The following is an 18,118-nucleotide window of genomic DNA, read 5'->3' as shown; positions in this document are numbered from 1 at the left end:
CGTGCCGCGCACCCTGAGCGGGGTCGGCGTCAGCCCCGGGACCGTCGTCGGCCCGGTGGCCAAGGCCGCCCCGCCGCCCGCGCTTCCCGAACAGCTGCCGCCGCCCGGCGACCCGGCCGCCGAGACCGCCGCGATCGAGGCCGCCCTGCGGGCCGTCGCCGACGACCTCCAGGGCCGCATCGCGCAGGCCGCCGGGCCCGCAGCGGACATCCTGCTGGCCCAGGTGGAGATCGTCCGCGACCCGGCGCTGGTGGAGAAGGCCGGCGAGTACCTCACCGCCGGGCGTCCCGCTCCGCACGCCGTGCACGCCGCCTTCAACGAGTTCCGCGAGCTCCTCGCGGCCGTCGGCGGCTACCTCGGGGAGCGCGCGGCCGACCTGGACGACCTGCGCAACCGCGCCGTCGCCCACCTCCTCGGCCTGCCCATGCCCGGCCTGCCCCGACCCGGCCACCCCTACGTGCTGCTCGCCGAGGACCTCGCCCCGGCGGACACCGCCACCCTCGACCCGGCCGAGGTCCTCGCGATCGTCACCGAGCAGGGCGGCCCGACCAGCCACACCGCCATCCTGGCCAAGGCGCTCGGCGTGCCGGCCGTGGTCGCCTGCGCCGGCGTCCTGGACCTGGCCGACGGCGAGACGGTCGTCGTGGACGGCGTCAGCGGCGCCGTCGAGGTGGCGCCGGAGGCCGCCACGGTCGACGCCGTCCGCGACGCCGAGGCACGCCGCCGCAGCGCCGCCGCAGCGCACACCGGCCCGGGCCGCACCGCGGACGGGCACGCCGTCAAGCTGCTGGTGAACGTGGGCGCGGCCCGCGGGCTCCAGGCGGCGGCGGACGCCGACTCCGAGGGCGTCGGCCTGTTCCGCACCGAGTTCCTGTTCCTGGACCGCGCGGGCGAGCCGGACCACGCCGAACAGGTGGCGGCCTACCGCGCCGTCTTCGAGGCGTTCGCCGGGCGGCGCGTCGTCGTGCGTACCCTCGACGCCGGGGCGGACAAGCCGCTCGGCTTCGTGACCGTGCCCGGCGAGGCCAACCCCGCGCTCGGCGTGCGCGGCCTGCGCACCGCCCGCCGCCACCCGGGCCTGCTCGACCGCCAGCTGGCCGCCCTGGCCGAGGCCGCCCGGGCGACCGGCGCCGACGTGTGGGTGATGGCGCCGATGGTCTCCCTCCCCGCGGAGGCCGCCGACTTCGCGGCACGGGTGCGCGAGGCGGGCCTGCCCACCGCGGGCGCCATGCTGGAGGTCCCGGCCGCCGCCCTGCGCGCCGGCGCCCTCGCCTCCGCCTGCGACTTCCTCAGCGTCGGCACCAACGACCTGGCGCAGTACGTGATGGCGGCGGACCGCATGAACGGCGAACTGGCCGACCTGCTCGACCCGTGGCAGCCCGCCGTGCTGGAGCTGCTGCGGCAGGCCGCCACCGCGGCGCGGGCCGAAGACCGTCCGGTCGGCGTCTGCGGCGAGTCGGCCTCCGACCCGGCGATGGCGTTGGTTCTGGCCGGACTCGGCGTCACCAGCCTGTCCATGGCGCCGGTCTGCCTGCCCGAGGTGCGCGCGGCCCTGCGCCGCCACACCCTCGCCGAGTGCCAGGACCTCGCCGCCCGAGCCCTGGCCGCCCCCGACGCCGCCACCGCCCACGCCGAGGTCCAGGCCGCGGCCCGCTGGGAGTAGCGGGGGGACGGTGGGGCGCCGACCCCCTGTGCGGTGGGGCCGGCACCCCGCCGTCCCCCAGGGCCCTGCCGCCCGTGCCCGGCGCGCTGTGCGCCGGGTTCGGGCGGCTGGGCCCTTCGCGTCGCCGTCACGTCTCCCGGGCCGCCGCTCCGACCACCTTGAGGCTGGCCAGGTACTCCGCAGCGATGTAGATGTTCTGCGCCGGGTCCTCCAACGACCTCTCGATCTCGTCGCGTTGGGCGTCGGTGAGGTTCGCCGGGCCGTAGCCCAGGACTTCGGCGGCACGCCGGATCTGAATGGCGATGGGGCCGAAGGAGGTCTCGTCCGGCGAGCCGCTGAGCCGGTCGGGCAGGTTCTCCGGGGTGACGGGCGACCATCCCGACTCCGCGAGCTGCGTCCGAGGCCGTCTTGCCGATGGCCCCCTCCCGGAACCACCCCGACCGTCAGTCAGGCAGCGCGGCGACCAGCTCGGGGTCGGTGGCGGCGGCGTGCAGTCGCGAGCGGATCGCCGTGGCCGCCCGCCGGTAGGCGTCGTGCTCCTCGCGCAGCACCGACTCGGCGTTCGCCGCCTCCAGCACGGCGACCACCTCGAAGGCCAGCTGCGGGACGTCCGTCCCCCGGCCCAGCTCGCCGAGCTCCCGGGCCTCGGCGAGCACCCGCTCCACGTACGCCACCCAGTCGCGGCGCGCTTCGGCGAGGGCGTCCCGCACCGGCCCCGGACGGGAGTCGTACTCGGCGGAGACGGAGGCGAAGAAGCAGCCGCCCGGGAAGACCCGCTCCCGCGAGTAGGCCAGCCAGCTCTGGCACAGCCGCCAGACCCGGCCGATCCCGGCGGGCACCTCCACGGCCGGCCGCACCACCCGCTCCACGTAGCGCTCGCGGGCGGCCCGGACGGTCGCCAGCTGCAGCTCCTCCTTGGAGCCGAAGAGCGCGAACACGCCGCTCTTGCTGAGGTTTAGCTCCCCGGCGAGCCGCCCCAGGGACAGGCTCTCCAGCCCTTCCAGCGAGGCGATGTCCACCGTTCGCGCGAGGACCAGCCGGCGGGTCTGGTTGCCGCGCTCGACCCGCCCGTCCAGCCGTCCGCCGGCCATCAGCCACAACCTCCCTGGGCGCGCGCACCGCGCCTCGGCGGCGGCACCGCCCTCCGCGTGCGGCGCATCGCCATCCTAACTAACCGCACGGTCGTGCGCCTTCTTTGCGCCTTCTGCCCGCGCCTTCCTCCCGCGCCTCGTCAACGCCGCCCCCGGGAGCCGCGCCGCGCGGCCCCCTGACCCCGGGCCCCCCGCGCCCCGCCACCGCTGCCACCACGGGCTCCGCCGGCCGTCCGGCCACCCGCCCGAGGAGGACGTGCCGGGCGGGAACCGGCCGACGCATCAGAATCGGCGGCGGGCGCGGAGGCGACGCCGGCCGCCCAGTGCGCCGGGCGGTCCAGCCCGCGCGGCAGCCGGGTCGCGGCGTCCCCCCGGGCGGCGTTCAGCTGGGACTGCGTGAGGAAGATGCTCCCGGTCAGGTCGGCGCCGCTGAGGTCGGCGTCCCGGAAGTCCGCGCCGAGCAGGTCCGCCCAGCGCAGGTCGGCGCCGCTGAGGTCGGCCGCGATCAGGTACGCCCCGCGCAGGCTGGCGCCCCGCAGGTCGGCACCGCTCAGCCGGCCGCCGATCAGATCGGCCCCACGGTGGTTCCTCCGGCGCCCCGGCACCTCCGCCCGCGCCAGTTCGCTGGCCCGGGAGAGCAGCTCGCCGACCTGCTGACGCAGCCGCGGCACGTCCAGCCCCACCAGCGAGGCGGCGTCGCCCCGGGTGCGGCCCTCGACGTCGTCCAGCGCCCGCCGCAGCTCGCCGTGCAGGGGGCGGGCCGCCGGCAGCGCCAGGGCCTCGGTCAGGTGCCACAGCAGCTCGTGGAGCTGCCGCATCACCGGGAACACCTCGAACATCGGCCGCGCGGTGCCCGGCGCGCTCCGCCAGTCCTCGCCGCCGAAGGTCACCTGCGAGACCTTCTGGCCGGCGCCGAAGCAGTCGAACACGGTGCAACCGGGGTAACCCCGCTCGCGCAGGTTCGCGTGGATGCCGCAGCGGAAGTCGGCTTGGAGGTTGCCGCACGGCCGCCCGGCCTCCTTGTCCACCGCGAAGTCCGCCGACGCGGTGAACGGCAGGGCCACGCAGCACAGCCCGAAGCAGTTCGCGCAGTCGGCCCGCAGGTCGCCGCGAACGGGCTCGATGGAGAGGACTTCGCGTTCGTCGGACAACGTGCGTGATCTCCTGCCGGGAGGGGGCACCATTTCGCACCGGCCCTGCGCCGGGACGAGGACCATTCTCCCGCACGCCACCGGCCACGCCCCTAGGCGACCTCGATGCCGTACTCCTCCACCAGCGCCACCAGCCCCTGCGGATATCCCTTGCCGCCCAGCACGAAGCGCCAGTCGCCGTCCGCCCGGCGCCGGAAGGAGCCCAGCACCAGCGCCGTCTCCCCCGGCCGGCCGTCGGAGACCGCCAGCTCGTCGATCAGCGCCCCAGAGGTGTCGGACAGCCGGATGCGGGCGTCGGTGAAGCCGGACAGGTCCGCGTCCGGATTGGCCTCCGGGTCGACGGCCGCCACCAGCACCAGCCGGTCCGCCCGCGCCGGCAGCCGGTCGAACCGCACCCAGATCGCGGCCCTGTCCGGCCCGGAACCGGGCATCGTCCGCACGCTGCCGTCCGGCGCCTGCGGGTTGTTGTAGAAGACGAAGTGGTCCTCGCTGACCACCCGGTTCCCCTCGCAGACCAGCGCGCACACGTCCAGGGCGACCCGGCCGGACCACGACATGCCGAGCACGCTGGTCTCGTCCAGGCCGTCGTCGACGCCGTCGTCCAGGTCGTCCACGGTGTTCGGGTCATCGACGGCGTCGTCCAGGCCGGCGTCCGGCCCCGCCGACCGCGCGCCGCCCCGCGCTCCGCCGCCCGCGGAGGAACCACCGCCCGCTCCCGCGCCGCCGCCCCCGGAAGAACCCCCGGAGCGCCGCCCACTGCGCCCCGACCCCCGCCCGTCCCCCGAACCCTCGCCGAGCCGCCCGGTCAGGCCGTGCCGGTGCAGCAGGTCCACCAGCTCCCCGCCGGAGACAAGGGTCAGCGGCTCGCCGGCGGCGAAGGCGTGCGCCCCCGGGCCGAAGGAGGAGGTGGTGATCAGCACCCCCTTGTTCGCCCCGGTGTCCTGCACCGTGCCGTACAGGTCGCGCACCGCCGTCGGCGGCACCGTGTTCCGGTAGCGCTTGACCTGCACCACGATCTTCCCGCCGCGGATCGGGTCGGGATCCAGCGCGTCCACGTCCACCCCGCCGTCGCCCGACCGCTGGGTGGTCACCGCCTGCATGCCCATGGCCCGGAACAGCTCCGCGACCAGCTCCTCGAACTCGATCGGGTCCATCTGGTACAGGTCCGGCTCCTCGCCCCCGCCGTGCGAGACCACCGAGCGCCCCACCTGGTCCGGCGTCCGGCCGGGCCGCACCGCCGCCGGCCGGTCCGGACGCTCCGACAACTGCCCGCGCAGGGCCTCGACCAGGCAGTCCACCGGGTCCACCCGGGCCAGGTTCAGCCCGTCGAAGTCGGCCCGCCGCGCCATCACCGTGGCCAGGAACGTCTGGCTGTGCCGCCCCGTCGCCGGGTCCGTGCCGTCCACGAAACCGTTCAGCGCCACCGAGTCCAGCACCCCGAACTGGTCCGCCGCGAACACGTCACGCAGCGCCAGCAGCACGCACTGCGCCAGCACGTCGCGGTAGAGCGCGCGCCGCTCGGCCACCGGCCGCCGGGTCTCCTTCTCCCGGTCGACGCTCGGCATGTACCGCACCGACGCCGCCTGCGGCACCACCGCGAGGCCGGGCAGCTCCCAGTTCAGCACCAGCTGCCGGGCCGCCGGGTCGAAGGCGGCCGACACCTGCCGGGGGAAGTCGTCCGGCCAGCCCTGCGCCGCGTACAGCGCGGCCGAGAAGTACTCCACCACCTGCTCCGGCTCGCCACGGCGCAGCGCCGCCGCCAGCCGCTCGACTCCCGCGTTGTGCTCCCGGATCGCCGCCAGCTGCCCGTCCGCCCACGCCTGGTACTGCCGCCGGTAGGTCTCCAGCTGGTGGAGCCGCTGCGCCTCCGCGGCCTGCGCCGCCGCCCAGTCCCGCTCGAACCGGGCGCGCGCCTCCGCCTGGGCCTGCGCCTGCCGGCCCGCCCCGAAACCCCAGCCGCCGCCCTGGACCACCGGCTGGTAGGCGGCCGGGTCCGGCATCGGCACGGGCACGGCCAGCGCGCCGGGCGCGAACGGCTCCACCCGCTCCGGGCGGTACAGCGCCGCGGCGGAGAACGCCGGCGCCGCGCACCCGCTCGCCAGCACCCGCCGCAGCGCCTCGACCCGCGCCTCGATCTCCTCGGTGCGCCGCAGCGCGTCGGCCTCGCGACGCCGCCGGTACTCCGCCTGCCGCTCCCGCTCGCTGCGGGCGGCGGCCCGCTCGGCCGCGCGCAGCTGGCGCTCCGCCTCGCGCCGCTGCCGCTCCTGGGCGCGCAGCTGGGCCTCCCGCTGGCGCTGCTGCTGGCGCTGCACCTCGGCCCAGGTGGCTATCAGTCCGTGGGAGCGGCGAGACATAGGGCGCCCGAGTTCCTCTCCGCGGCGCCCCCCGGGCGTTCCCCGCGAACGCCCCAACTCGACGGGCGACCACCCGTGTTGGCGCGACTCTAGCGCCGACCGGCGCGCCCCGTCCCCGGGATGCGCACGTCAGGCGCCCCCGCCCGACGCCCCGCGAACCCGCCCGACGACCCGCGAACCAGCCCCGCGACGCCGCGAACCCGTCCCGTGACGCCGCGAACCCGTCCGGCGGGCGGCGCGCAACCGGCGGCGGACGGACGTCACCCCGCGCGGGAGCCGAAACTCAGCGTCCGGTACACCGTCACCTCGCCGGCCAGCTCCGAGCAGGCGTCGACCGCCGCGGCCAGGCGCCGCCGGTGCGACGGGGCCGCCGGGTCCAGCAGCACGCCCAGCGTCGTCCCGCTGTGCCCGGCCACCACCCCGAGGCCGCCCACCTCCCGGCAGACCTCCACCACCGCCTCCAGCAGCCGCTTCGGGCGCAGCACCTGGTTCATCCGGGCGCTGCGGGTGGCCACCGCCCCGACCTCGGCGAGGTCCCGGCGGGGCACCGCCGCCGTCATCCGCTCCAGCAGCCGGGCGTACTCGCGGCGGTCCGCGGCGGTGAACGGCTTGGGCACGCGGTTGAACTCCACCGTGTCCACGGCGCCGCCCTCGTCCACGCCCACCACGGTCAGCGGCGGCAGCGAGCCCAGCACCGAGTGCAGCGCCACCCGGCGGTGGTAGTAGGCCACGATGGCCGGGTACAGCACCCCGTCGGTCGGTTCGATCCGGCGCAGGTACGACTCGATCCGCCGCGGCGGCATGGGCTCGCGGAGCGCCGCGCCGACCGCCCGGGCGGTCGCCACCAGGTCCGCGGAGGAGCTGGCCAGCCCCTTGCCCTCCGGCAGGCCGCCGTCCAGCGTCAGCACGCCCCCCATCGGCTCCGCCACCGACTCCATGATCATGCCGGCCAGCCGCAGCGCCTTGTGCTTGTGCGCCGGGCGCACCCGGAGCCGCGCGGTGCCGGGCGTTCCGCGGAACGTCGCCCGCGCCCACCGGGCGATCGGCAGGGTCACCAGGAAGTCGCCGTCGTCCTCGGGCAGCACGCCCTGCAGCAGTTCACCGAAGGTCCCGAACGCCGTGCTGGCCCCGCTCGCCGGACGACGCCCCCCGCTACCGCTCACCGGATCCGGCCGGGGCGGGGGCCGCCACGGAGGCGGGCTCGGGCGCGCGGGCGCCGACGGGGCCGGGCTCGGCGGCGCAGGCGCCCACGGCGGCGAGCTCGGCGGCGTCCTCGGGGCGCGGGGCGGCCATGATCGCCTCCAGCAGGGCGCGGGCCTCGGCGAGCTCCTCGATGGCCTCGGTGATCCGGTCCCGTTCGCGGGCCAGGTCGTCCGTCAGCTCGTCGCACGCGGGGGCCAGCAGCTCGCCGGCGTCCCACATACACGGCAGCACCTCGGCGATCACGGCCGTGCCCAGCCCGGCCGCGAGCAGCAGCCGGATGCGCCGCACCCGCGCCACGTCCGCCTCGTCGTACTCCCGGTACCCGCTCGGCCGCCGCGCCGGCCGCAGCAGCCCCTGCTCCTCGTAGTAGCGCAGCGCGCGCTCGCTGACCCCGGTCCGCCGGGACAGCTCCCCGATCCGCATTCGACCCCCGACACAGCTCGACTCTCGAACCCGACTTGACTCTGACACCGACGTGAAGCTTTAGCGTCCCGGGCATGGCGACTGACCACCCGACAGCGAGCCACGCCCCCGTCACCGTCCTCGGACTGGGCCCCATGGGGCAGGCCCTGGCCGGCGCCCTGCTCCGCGCCGGCCACCCCACCACCGTGTGGAACCGAACCCCCTCCAAGGCCGACGCCCTCACCGCCGAGGGCGCCAGGCGCGCCGACACCGTCGCCGAGGCCGTCTCGGCCGGGGCGCTGGTGATCCTCTGCGTGCGCGACTACGACGCCGCGCGGAAGATCCTCGCCCCCGCCACCGCCGCCCTGCGCGGCCGCACCCTGGTCAACCTCACCTCCGGCGCACCCGACGACGCCCGCGCCACCGCCGCCTGGGCCGCCGAGCACGGCGTCGACTACCTCGACGGCACCATCATGACGCCCACCCACACCATCGGGCAGCCCTCCGCCGTCATGCTGTTCGGCGGCCCGCCGGAACTGTTCGACGCCCACCGGCCCGTGCTGGCCGCCCTCGGCGGCACCGCCACCCACCTCGGCGCCGACCCGGGCCGGGCGGCCAGCTACGACACGGCCCTGCTCGACCTGTTCTGGACCGCCGTGGCCGGCTGCGCGCACGCCCTGGCCGTCGCCCGCGCCGAGAACATCGCCGCGGGCGACCTCCTGCCCTACGCGGTGGGCATCGCCCAGCTGCTCCCCGAGGTCCTGACCGAGTTCGCCGCCGACCTCGACCGTGGCAGCTTCCAGGGCGACGGGGCCACCATCGAGGCGGCCACGGCCGGCATGGACCACGTCCTCCACACCGCCCGCTCCCACGGCATCGACACCGGCCCGCTCGCCGCCGCCCGGGCCATCGCCCAGCGCGCCATCGACGCCGGCCACGGCGCCGACGGCCTCGCCCGCCTCGCCGCGTTCCTCACCGCCGAGTCACCCGGGGAGTGATGCCCCCGGTGGGGGCGTCGCGTCCGCGCCGGGACGCCCCCACCGGCCCCACGGCCCCGAGGGCTCCGGCGCGGCGGCGAGGTGGTCGCGCAGGCCGAGGTGGCGGAACTGGTAGACGGCGCCGACCTGGCGCAGCACCCCGCGCCGGTGCGCGTCGGCGAGCACCCCCATGAGGTCGCGGGGCACGCCGTACCGCACGGCGAGGGCCAACCGGGTGACCAGGAAGGTGAATGAGGCCGTCTGGCTGACGCCCGCCGCCAGGCCGTAGGCCAGCCCCATGGCGAGGCCGAAGAGCAGCTCCGCCACGAGCCCGGGATCGTCCACGCGGGCGCAGCCGCACACGGCGTCGATGCCGAACCGCACCGCCAGACCGCCCACGGCCAGCGCCACCAGGGCGCTGACCAGCAGCGCGATGTCCCGGAACGCGGCCCGGTCCCGCGCCAGCAGGTCGGCGGGATCGGCCGCGGTGGCCAGATCGACCGAGACGCCGCGGAAGGCGTAGGTGAGCCCGGCCGTGACGCCCGAGAGGGGCACCAGCCCGATCAGGAAGGCCCAGCCGCCGTCGCCGAGCGGATCGGGGGAGTCGGTGGTCGCCATCCGGCGGGTGGCCAGCACGGCGAGCACCCCGGCCAGGGCGTACGGCAGCACCAGGTAGCTGACGGCGCGCAGGTAGCCGCGGGGGTCCCAGGCCCAGCGGACGTGCGCGGAGGGCGCGGTACTCGCCCCGCCGCCGCCCAGGTAGCGGCCGGCGAACCAGCCGACCAGACCGTAGACGGCGGCCACCGCCAGTGCCGCGGGCAGCGCCGCGGCGAGCCCCTGGCCGTCGCGGTAGCCGTCGGCGACGCCGTCCACCAGGCCGAAGGTGACGCCCGCCAGGCACCCGAGCAGGTTCCACCTCCGGCCGGTGGTCCTCGGCGAGCGAGCGCCGGGTACGGCCGTGGCCGGCCCGCCCTCGGCGCCCCGCCGGGAGGCCCGCACCGAGCCGCTCGCCAGGGTGCCCATGAGTCCACCGCCGAGGCCGTCCGCCAGCCCGTCCAGGAGTTGCAGTCCGACGCCGCCGAGTGAGGCGTCGTTGACCCACGCGTCGAGCAGGCCCTGACCGAGTCCGTACGTCAGGCCGGTCGCCACGCCCCCGACCAGGCCCCCCGCGAACCCGCCGGCCAGCGCGAACAGGAAGCCCGTGTGGAAGTACCAGTTGACCGACCAGCCCAGGGCGCCGATGGCCACCCCGGCGGCCGCCGAGGGCAGCCAGCGGGGCAGCGCGCGGTGCAGCCGGTACCAGGCCAGGTCCGTGGTGCCGTTCTCCCGCAGGTGCCGGGCCAGGACGACCAGTGTCCGGCGCGTGGCCCGGTACCGCCGCGCGGCCCGGGCGCTGCCCTCCCACTGGCGGTAGGCGGCCGGCAGGAAGGCGTCGAACAGGTGCTGCCGGATGGCGTCGGAGGTGGGGAACCGCTCGGCGTCGCACAGCTCGTCCGGCTGCGGGAGGTCCGCGCGGCCCGACTCGTCCGGTCCCGGGTCGTGCACGGCGTGGGCCAGCGAGAGCATGAGCGGCGTGCTGAGCGCGTCGGTGAGGCGCTGGTCGTCCCCGAGCAGGGAGAGCAACCGCTCCCAGCGGGCCGCGCCCGCGCCACCCGAGTGCTCCGCGCTCCGCCGCAGGTACGACTCCGCCTCCCCCGGGCGCACCGACAGCAGCGCGATGCCGGCGGCCTTGGCGAGCCGCAGGGACGCCGCGCCGGCGCGCGCCACCTCCTCGTACTCCTCGGTGCGGCAGGACAGCACCAGTCGCTGCCCCCGGTGGTTGAGGTACTTGTTGATGCCAATGAGGGCGCGGACCCGCGACGGCCGCGGGATCTCGTCGAGCCCGTCCAGGAAGGGCAGCACCCGGCGCCGGCTCACCAGCGCCTCGGCGCGCGAGGAGGCGTCGCCGCGTCCGACCGGGCTGCGCAGGTCGGGGTAGTCGCGGGCGAGCCGGCGGGCCATCCAGGCGTCCAGCGGCTCGCGTGGATCCCAGGACGCCAGCGACAGCAGGACCGGGACCGGCTCGGCGGCGCCCTCCCGGTCCTGCAGCCGCTCCAGCAGCAGCCTGATCAGCAGGGCCGTCTTGCCGGAGCCCATGCCGCCGAGGACGATGAGGCGCCCGGTGGGGACGCGGGAGAACACCTCCGCGACGTCCTCGATCCCCCCGGCCAGCTGCTCCGCGGAGCGGAACCACTCGGGGGCGGGGGCACCGCCCGGCCGCCAGCTCGCCGCCGTCTCCCTCAGGTCGGCCCACGGCTGCACCAGCGCCGCCGGGGCCGGCTCCCAGCGCAGGGGCAGCTCCACGTCGTGGGTGAGCCCGCGCCGGTCGGCCTCCACCCGCCACTGCGCTGCGACGGCCTTCGCCAGGTCCTCGGTGACCTTGTCCAGGTCGGACGACGCGGCCTCCGCGCGGTCCGAGGCGAACGCGGCCCAGGTCAGGTAGGCCGACGGCAGCACGGTCAGCAGCGTCACGACGGTGCCGCCCACGCCCATCCGGAAGTAGACGGACGCCCCGATGGACAGCAGCGTGGCCAGCCCCCACAACGCGATGTAGAGCAGACGCACCCGTGCGATGCGCGTGCGTGTACTGGCCACGGGCAGGCCCCCCCGGGTCCTGGTGCCGCTGTGTCTGTCGGTCGACGGTCCGCCGGCACCCTACGGTCCGCCAGGGCGTCCTGTCAGGTACGCGCGGGTGAACAAACGGTTGCCACCACGTCGTGGTGACGATTCGTCACACTGGGACCACGGCAACGGGACCGCGGCGTGGCCCGGCCGCCCACCCGCCACAGTGGCCGGATCGCGACGTACTGTTCCGCGCCCGTTCACCGGATGGTCGATCGGCGCACCCCGAAAGGGCGTTGAAAAGGCCCGTCGCACTACGAGAGGGGCGAAGTGACAGACCTCGAAGCACAGACGCGGGCACAGGCCGCCCGCGCCCGGACCGGCCCCGACCGCCGGTCACGCCGTGGCTCGGTGACGCGCACGGCCACCACGGCCGTGGCCGCCGCCGTCACGGCCACGCTGCTGGCGGCGCCGGCCACCGCCGGCCCTTCCGCAACCGGCCCTTCCGCAACCGGCCCTTCCGCCGCAGGCCCTTCCGCCGCCGGTTCCGCACCGACCGCGCTGCCGGGCGTGCCCGCGGCGGGCCGGCCCTGGTTCCAGCGGCAGGCCACCTGGCCGGTCCACCTCCAGGACGGCGGGGCGGCCGACGCCCCCGAGCAGACGGCCGCCGAGATCTCCGCCGCCACCGAGGACGGCCGGACCGTCGTCTACACCGACTCCCCGGCCGGCCGGATCGGCCTGGTCGACCTGCGCCGGGTGGACGCGCCCCGCCCCCTCGGCACGCTGGACATGGGCGGCGAGCCCACCTCGGTGGACGTCATCGGCAACCGCTGGGCCCTGGTCGCCGTGAACACCTCCGAGTCCTTCACCCGGCCCTCCGGCGTGCTGCGCGTGGTCGACCTGACCACCCGCACCGTCGTGGCCGACCACGACCTCGGCGGCCAGCCCGACTCCGTGGACCTCTCCCCGGACGGACGCTACGCCGCCATCGCCGTCGAGAACGAGCGGGACGAGGACGCCGGCGACGGCGGCCTGCCGCAGGCCCCCGGCGGCTGGCTGGCCGTGCTCGACGTCACCGGACCCTCCCCGGACCGGTGGTCCGTCCGCCGCGTCGCACTGGACGGCCTCGCCGAGATCGCCCCCGGCGACCCCGAGCCCGAGTACGTCAGCGTGAACGCCCGCCACCAGGCCGTGGTGACCCTCCAGGAGAACAACCACATCGCCGTCGTGGACCTGCCGACCGGCCGCGTGGTCCGCCACTTCTCCGCCGGAACCGCCCACGTCACCGGCGTCGACACCGTCACCGACGGCGCCGTCCGCCCGGACGGCGAGGTCACCGCGGCCCGCGAACCGGACGGCGTGGCCTGGCTCGACGACCACTACGTGGCCACCGCCGACGAGGGCGACTGGCGGGGCGGCAGCCGCACCTGGACGGTGTTCGACACCCGCACCGGCACCGTCGTCTGGGACAGCGGCGCCGAACTGGAGGACCTGGCCATCCGCTACGGCCAGTACCCCGAGGACCGCGCGGGCAAGAAGGGCGTGGAGCCGGAGAACATCGCCGTCGCCACCTTCCACGGCACCCGCTACGCCTTCGTGGGGCTGGAACGCGCCAACCTGGTCGCCGTCTACGACGTGGACGACCCCCGCCGCCCGCGCCTCGTCCAGGGCCTCCCGGCCGGCGTCGCCCCCGAGGGCCTGCTGCCGCTGCCCGGCCGCGACGCCCTCGTGGTCTCCGCCGAGGAGGACTCCGCGGAGGACGCCGTGCGCTCCTCGCTGACCACCTACCGCTGGACCCGCGCCTCGCTGCCGAACGCGGCCGCCCGCAACCAGGCCGCGCCCACCATCGTCTCGGCGGACGGCCCCGGCGGCGCCCCGGTCGGCTTCGGCGCGCTGTCCGGCCTGACCGGGCTGCCCGGGCGCGGCAACGGCGACACGCTGGTCGCCGTCACCGACAACGCCTACGCCCCCACCCGCCTGCTCACCGTGGACACCACCGCCACCCCCGCGGTGGTCACCGGCGAGGTTCCGGTGACCCGTGACGGCGCCCCGGCCTCCTACGACGCCGAGGGCGTGGCGGCCCGACCGGAGGGCGGCTACTGGCTGGCCTCCGAGGGCGACGGCGCCGACACCGCCAACCTGCTGGTCCGCCTCGACGCGGCCGGGCGGGTGCTGCAGGAGGTGCCGCTGCCGGCCGACGTGGCCGCGGACGCCACCCGGTACGGCTTCGAGGGCGTCACCGTGCTGCCGAATCGTTCCGGCGGCGCCGCGGCCCAGCCCGAGCAGGTCTGGGTGGCCGTGCAGCGGCCCTGGCACGGCTCGGCGACCACCATGCTCGCCCGCTACACCCCGTCCACCGGCGCCTGGGCCTACCTGGCGTACCCGCTGGAGACCGCCCCGGACGGCGGCTGGGGCGGCGTCAGCGAACTGACCGCGCTCGACTCCGACACCCTGCTGGTGCTGGAACGCGACAACCAGCGCGGCGCGGCGGCCGAGGTCAAGCGCGTCTACCGGGTCGACCTCGGCGACCTGCGCCCGGCCGCCTCGCCCACCGACGCCCCGACCGTCACCAAGCGCCTGGTGGACGACCTCCTGCCGCGGCTCACCGCCGGCGGCGGCACCGCGCACGACAAGCCCGAGGGCATGGCGGTCACCGCCGACGGCCAGCTCCTCGTCGCCATCGACAACGACGGCCTGGACGACGCCCCCGGCGAGTCCGCCCTCCTCCGCCTCGGCCCCGCCCCCCGCCGCTGACCGCACCTGGAACCAGCGCCCCCATCGGCACGAGTTCCTGGAACACGGCCGGGGCGGCGCACGCCGACGCGGTGTCGGAGTGCGCCGCCCCGGGCGGAACGGGCCGCGGGAGGCTGCCCGCGTGGTGGTGCCGGCTACTTCGGGTCGCGATTGAAGACCCTCTGCGACCAGACGTAGCCGAACGCGGCCAGCACCACGCACCAGGCCACGGCCAGCCAGCCGTTGTGGCCGATCTCGCTGCCGAGCAGCAGCCCGCGCAGCGTCTCGATGGCCGGGGTGAACGGCTGGTACTCGGCGATCGGCTGGAACCAGCCGGGCATCGCGTCGATCGGGACGAAGGCGCTGGACAGGAACGGCAGCACGATCAGCGGCATCGCGTTGTTGCTGGCGGCCTCGGCGTTCGGGCTGACCAGGCCCATGCCGACGGCGATCCAGGTGAGCGCCAGGGAGACCAGCGCGAGCAGGCCGAGGGCCAGGAGCCACTCCACGACGGTGGCGTCGGTGGTCCGGAAGCCGATGGCCACGGCGACGGCCCCGACGAGCACCACGCTGAGCACGCACTGCAGGACGCTGCCGACGACGTGCCCGACGAGCACCGAACCGCGGTGGATCGCCATCGTGCGGAAGCGGGCGATGATCCCTTCCGTCATGTCCATGGCGACGGAGACGGCGCTGCCGATCGTGGTGCCGCCAATGGTCATCAGCAGCAGGCCCGGGACGAGGTAGGCGAGGTACTCGGACCGGTCCGCACCGCCGCCGCCACCGATGCCGGCGCTCATCACGTCGCCGAAGATGTAGACGAACAGCAGCAGCATCATGATCGGCGTGAGCAGCAGGTTCAGCGTGAGCGAGGGGTAGCGCCGGGCGTGCAGGAGGTTGCGGCGCAGCATCGTGCCGGAGTCGCGCACGGCGAGGGAGAGGGAGCTCATCGGACGGTCTCCTTGGGCTGGCCGGTCTGGCCGGTCTGGTTGGGCTGACGGGTCGGGTCGGGTGCGCCGGCGGCGGTGAGGGCGAAGAACACGTCGTCGAGGTCGGGGGTGTGCACGGTGAGCTCGTCCGCCTCGATGCCGGCGGAGTCCAGCCAGTCGAGGATGGAGCGCAGTTCGCGCTGGCTGCCGTCGTTGGGGATCTGCAGTGCCAGCGCCTCGTCGTCCCGGGTGGCGTCGCGCAGGGCGGAGGCGGCCGACTGGTAGGCGGACGGGTCGGAGAAGCGGAGCCGGACGTGTCCGCCGGGGATCAGCCGCTTCAGCTCGTCGGCGGTGCCCTCGGCGGCGATCCTGCCGTTGTTGAGCACGGCGATGTGGTCGGCGAGCTGGTCGGCCTCCTCCAGGTACTGGGTGGTGAGGAAGACGGTGACGCCGCCGGTGACGAGGTCGCGGACGATCTGCCACATGTTGTGCCGGGAGCGGGGGTCGAGGCCGGTGGTGGGCTCGTCGAGGAAGATGATCCGGGGGTTGCCGACCAGGGTCATGGCGATGTCGAGGCGGCGCTTCATGCCGCCGGAGTAGCTCTGCGCGGGCTTCTTGGCGGCGTCGACGAGGTCGAACCGCTCCAGCAGCTCGGCGGTGACCCGCCGCCCCTCGCGCTTGGACAGGTGGTGCAGGTCCGCCATGAGGAGCATGTTCTCCTCGCCGGTGATCAGCCCGTCGACGGCGGAGAACTGCCCGGTGACGCCGATCGCGGCGCGCACCTTGTCCGGTGAGGTGGCGAGGTCGTGGCCCGCGACCTGGACCTGGCCGCCGTCGGCGCTGATGAGCGTGGACAGGATCTTCACGGCGGTGGTCTTGCCGGCGCCGTTGGGGCCGAGCAGCGCGAAGACCGAGCCGGCGGGGATGCGCAGGTCGACGCCGTCGAGGACGGTCTTGTCGCCGTACGACTTGCGCAGGCCCACGGCGGAGACGGCGATCGGCGCCGGGTTGCCGTGACCGCCCGCAGGGATGATCGTGGACATGACAGAAGAAGGCATGCGCCCTCCCGTTCGAAGGCCGAGGTGACTGGGTGAGGTGACTGAGGTGAGGCGATATCAGGTGCGAGGTGGCTGGAGCCCGAGGTGGCAGGGGGGTCAGCGAGGTGCGGCCGGCCTGTCGCCGGGTCAGCCCTTGGCGCGGAGGACGTCGATGTTGCCGTGGCGGGTGCGGGCGCGGATCTTGACGGTCTCCTCGGTCGCCTCCGGGGTCTCGGACGCGGTGAGGGCGTTGCGCACCTGCCCGGAGCCCGCGTGGACGTCGAGCCAGGCGGCGGTGCCCGCGCGGACGCCGACCTCGATGGCGCCGTAGGAGGTCTCCAACTGGACGGTGCCGCGGGCCACCTCGCCCACCCGCAGGGTGCCGTGGGCGGTGGCGGCGGTGACCGAGTCCTCGGCGCGGCGGATCTCGATGTCGCCGTTGGCGCCGCGCACCCGCAGTTCCCCGGTCACGGCGTCCACGGTGGTGGTGCCGTGCGAGTTCTTCAGCACGGCGGGGCCGTCGAGGAGGCCGGCGCGCAGGCTGCCGGAGCTGGTGGTGATCTCCGCCGCGCCCTCGACGCGGTCCACGGTTATCGAGCCGTGCGACGCGCTCAGCCACAGCGGGCCGGTGGTGTCGAGGCGGACGTCACCGGAGGAGGTCTTCACGCGGACCTCGCCGAACCGCCCCTCGCCGAGTACCTGGGTCCAGGCGCCGGTCGTGTCGACACGCGAGCCCGCGGGCAGTTCGACCGCCACGTCCACGACCCCGGTGCGGCCGAACAGGTTGGCCTTGGGCGTCCTGACGTTGAGCCGGCCGTTGGCGTAGCTGACCTCCGTCTGGTCGGCCGTCCGCACGTCCAGGTCCCGCTTCGGGTTGCGGGGTCGCACCTCCACGACGGTGTCGAGGCGCTCGCCCGCCGTGAACTGGATGGAACCGGCCTCCACGTGCGCGGTGACCGAGATCGGTGCGGGAGTGTCGAAAGAAGGCATGGCTGTCCCGTCCTCGTGAGTCCTTGGAGCGTCCCCGCTGGTGGGACGTGGTCTGGGTGAAGTGGTGCGGGCGCCGGCGCGGCTAGCGCACCCAGCCGGTGAAGCCCTGTCCGTGGGTCTGCGTCTTCTCCGTGGTACGCGGCCGGGTGCCGCCCTCGACCGCGGCCGACACGGCCCGCACCAGCCACGCGTTGACCGACAGGCCGTCGCGACTCGCGGCCTCCTCGGCGCGCGCCTTGAGGTGTGCCGGCAGACGCAGGTTGACGCGGGCGATGCCGCCCTCGTCCCCCTCCGCCGGGGCCGCGGCCCTGAACGGCTCGACGGGCGCGGCCGGCTCCACGGGCGCGCCGCCGTCGGCGGGCGGCGGCGTCACCACGAAGTCGGGGTCCAGCCCGCGCAGCCGTACGTCGACCGAGCCGGGGGCGAGCTCGCGGGTGATCTCGTCCATCGCGGCGGAGAGGACATTGAGCATGGTCAGACGGGTCGCCGACTCCAGAGGAGCGGTGAGCCGCTCGGCCAGCTCGCGGGCGTCCTCCCCGCCGGCTTCGGCAGCCACCGCGAGTTCGCGGCGGAGGGCGTCGACATACGGAGTGAGGTCCATGACGCAATCATGGCACCACCATGGCGCCACATGCAAGCCCAGATGGCGCCAACGCCGCCCGGACGCCACCAAAACCCTCTCGACCTGCAGAAAGTCCAGCAGACCAGCCGACGCCATCGCGCCCCCACGGCCGACCGAACCCCCTTGAAGCCACGCGATGGCACCAAGCGACGCCATCCGGCACCACCTGACGCCACGTGGCGCCACCCCCGGCATCACGAAAGGGGCGGACCGGCCCCACAAGCAAAAGGCCCAGGTCACCGGGGTGACCTGGGCCTTTCTGGGGAGCCGCCTAAGGGAATCGAACCCTTGACCTACGCATTACGAGTGCGTCGCTCTGGCCGACTGAGCTAAGGCGGCATGCCCGGGTGGTCGGTGACCACATC

General features: G+C 75.6%; 12 protein-coding genes, 1 tRNA gene and 1 pseudogene. 3 read left to right on the top strand and 11 right to left on the bottom strand.

Annotation, left to right across the window (positions count from 1 at the left end):
- Position 1: 1 nt before the first annotated feature.
- Positions 2 to 1,663, top strand: coding sequence for a phosphoenolpyruvate--protein phosphotransferase (gene ptsP, locus FHU37_RS13055; RefSeq protein WP_179814354.1), 1,662 nt, complete (start codon positions 2 to 4; stop codon positions 1,661 to 1,663).
- A 443-nt stretch (positions 1,664 to 2,106) separates the two neighbouring features.
- Here ptsP and FHU37_RS13050 read toward each other — a convergent pair whose 3' ends face one another.
- The 5 genes and pseudogenes from FHU37_RS13050 to FHU37_RS13030 all read right to left on the bottom strand — a co-directional run bounded on the left by FHU37_RS13050 (position 2,107) and on the right by FHU37_RS13030 (position 7,885).
- Positions 2,107 to 2,754 carry a TetR family transcriptional regulator C-terminal domain-containing protein gene (locus FHU37_RS13050; RefSeq protein ID WP_179814353.1) on the bottom strand — a complete coding sequence of 216 codons (648 nt, stop codon included), beginning with the start codon at positions 2,752 to 2,754 and terminating at the stop codon, positions 2,107 to 2,109.
- A gap of 320 nt (positions 2,755 to 3,074) precedes the next feature.
- A pseudogene (locus FHU37_RS13045) lies at positions 3,075 to 3,938 on the bottom strand (pentapeptide repeat-containing protein); the annotation flags it as partial.
- A gap of 59 nt (positions 3,939 to 3,997) precedes the next feature.
- Positions 3,998 to 6,259 (bottom strand): restriction endonuclease, encoded by a 2,262-nt coding sequence (locus tag FHU37_RS13040; protein ID WP_179814351.1) that lies wholly within the window; start codon positions 6,257 to 6,259, stop codon positions 3,998 to 4,000.
- A gap of 260 nt (positions 6,260 to 6,519) precedes the next feature.
- Entirely contained in the window at positions 6,520 to 7,422 is a 903-nt protein-coding gene (locus tag FHU37_RS13035; RefSeq protein ID WP_179814350.1) for a GHMP family kinase ATP-binding protein, read from the bottom strand.
- Positions 7,412 to 7,885, bottom strand: a complete 474-nt coding sequence (locus FHU37_RS13030; protein WP_179814349.1) for a MerR family transcriptional regulator — start codon at positions 7,883 to 7,885, stop codon at positions 7,412 to 7,414. Before FHU37_RS13030 ends, FHU37_RS13035 begins: the two co-directional genes overlap by 11 nt.
- Positions 7,886 to 7,959: 74 nt before the next feature.
- Here FHU37_RS13030 and FHU37_RS13025 point away from each other — a divergent pair, with 74 nt between their 5' ends.
- Positions 7,960 to 8,862, top strand: a complete 903-nt coding sequence (locus FHU37_RS13025) for an NAD(P)-dependent oxidoreductase (protein ID WP_179814348.1) — start codon at positions 7,960 to 7,962, stop codon at positions 8,860 to 8,862.
- On the opposite strand, the gene FHU37_RS13020 is transcribed toward FHU37_RS13025, so the two are convergent.
- Positions 8,848 to 11,475, bottom strand: coding sequence for an NACHT domain-containing protein (locus FHU37_RS13020; protein ID WP_179814347.1), 2,628 nt, complete (start codon positions 11,473 to 11,475; stop codon positions 8,848 to 8,850). The genes FHU37_RS13025 and FHU37_RS13020 overlap by 15 nt on opposite strands.
- 378 nt (positions 11,476 to 11,853) lie before the next feature.
- Here FHU37_RS13020 and FHU37_RS13015 point away from each other — a divergent pair, with 378 nt between their 5' ends.
- Complete coding sequence (locus FHU37_RS13015; RefSeq protein ID WP_312892586.1) at positions 11,854 to 14,196, top strand: esterase-like activity of phytase family protein; 2,343 nt, start codon at positions 11,854 to 11,856, stop codon at positions 14,194 to 14,196.
- 134 nt (positions 14,197 to 14,330) lie between these two features.
- Here FHU37_RS13015 and FHU37_RS13010 read toward each other — a convergent pair whose 3' ends face one another.
- From FHU37_RS13010 to FHU37_RS12990, 5 genes are all read right to left on the bottom strand, one after another.
- Positions 14,331 to 15,125, bottom strand: a complete 795-nt coding sequence (locus FHU37_RS13010; protein WP_179814346.1) for an ABC transporter permease — start codon at positions 15,123 to 15,125, stop codon at positions 14,331 to 14,333.
- On the bottom strand, positions 15,122 to 16,162 hold the full coding sequence (locus FHU37_RS13005; protein WP_179814345.1) for an ATP-binding cassette domain-containing protein: 1,041 nt from the start codon (positions 16,160 to 16,162) through the stop codon (positions 15,122 to 15,124). Before FHU37_RS13005 ends, FHU37_RS13010 begins: the two co-directional genes overlap by 4 nt.
- A 126-nt stretch (positions 16,163 to 16,288) precedes the next feature.
- A complete protein-coding gene (locus FHU37_RS13000) occupies positions 16,289 to 17,131 on the bottom strand; it encodes a DUF4097 family beta strand repeat-containing protein (RefSeq protein WP_179814344.1) in 843 nt (280 codons plus the stop codon).
- A gap of 82 nt (positions 17,132 to 17,213) precedes the next feature.
- Positions 17,214 to 17,732, bottom strand: a complete 519-nt coding sequence (locus FHU37_RS12995) for a hypothetical protein (protein WP_179814343.1) — start codon at positions 17,730 to 17,732, stop codon at positions 17,214 to 17,216.
- 286 nt (positions 17,733 to 18,018) lie between these two features.
- A tRNA-Thr gene (locus tag FHU37_RS12990) sits at positions 18,019 to 18,092 on the bottom strand.
- Between the last annotated feature and the right edge of the window lie 26 nt (positions 18,093 to 18,118).

The organism is Allostreptomyces psammosilenae (assembly GCF_013407765.1).
In the GTDB taxonomy this organism is placed as follows: domain Bacteria; phylum Actinomycetota; class Actinomycetes; order Streptomycetales; family Streptomycetaceae; genus Allostreptomyces; species Allostreptomyces psammosilenae.
The sequence above is the reverse complement of the archived record's forward strand: the minus strand, read 5'-3'. Positions and strand labels throughout refer to the sequence as shown.

Excerpts from the sequence above, each read along its gene's own strand:
- FHU37_RS13050 (WP_179814353.1), bottom strand. The coding sequence starts at position 2,754 with ATGGCCGGCGGACGGCTGGACGGGCGGGTCGAGCGCGGCAACCAGACC.
- FHU37_RS13040 (WP_179814351.1), bottom strand. The coding sequence starts at position 6,259 with ATGTCTCGCCGCTCCCACGGACTGATAGCCACCTGGGCCGAGGTGCAG.
- FHU37_RS13030 (WP_179814349.1), bottom strand. The coding sequence starts at position 7,885 with ATGCGGATCGGGGAGCTGTCCCGGCGGACCGGGGTCAGCGAGCGCGCG.
- FHU37_RS13025 (WP_179814348.1), top strand. The coding sequence starts at position 7,960 with ATGGCGACTGACCACCCGACAGCGAGCCACGCCCCCGTCACCGTCCTC.
- FHU37_RS13010 (WP_179814346.1), bottom strand. The coding sequence starts at position 15,125 with ATGAGCTCCCTCTCCCTCGCCGTGCGCGACTCCGGCACGATGCTGCGC.
- FHU37_RS13005 (WP_179814345.1), bottom strand. The coding sequence starts at position 16,162 with ATGCCTTCTTCTGTCATGTCCACGATCATCCCTGCGGGCGGTCACGGC.
- FHU37_RS13000 (WP_179814344.1), bottom strand. The coding sequence starts at position 17,131 with ATGCCTTCTTTCGACACTCCCGCACCGATCTCGGTCACCGCGCACGTG.
- FHU37_RS12995 (WP_179814343.1), bottom strand. The coding sequence starts at position 17,732 with ATGGACCTCACTCCGTATGTCGACGCCCTCCGCCGCGAACTCGCGGTG.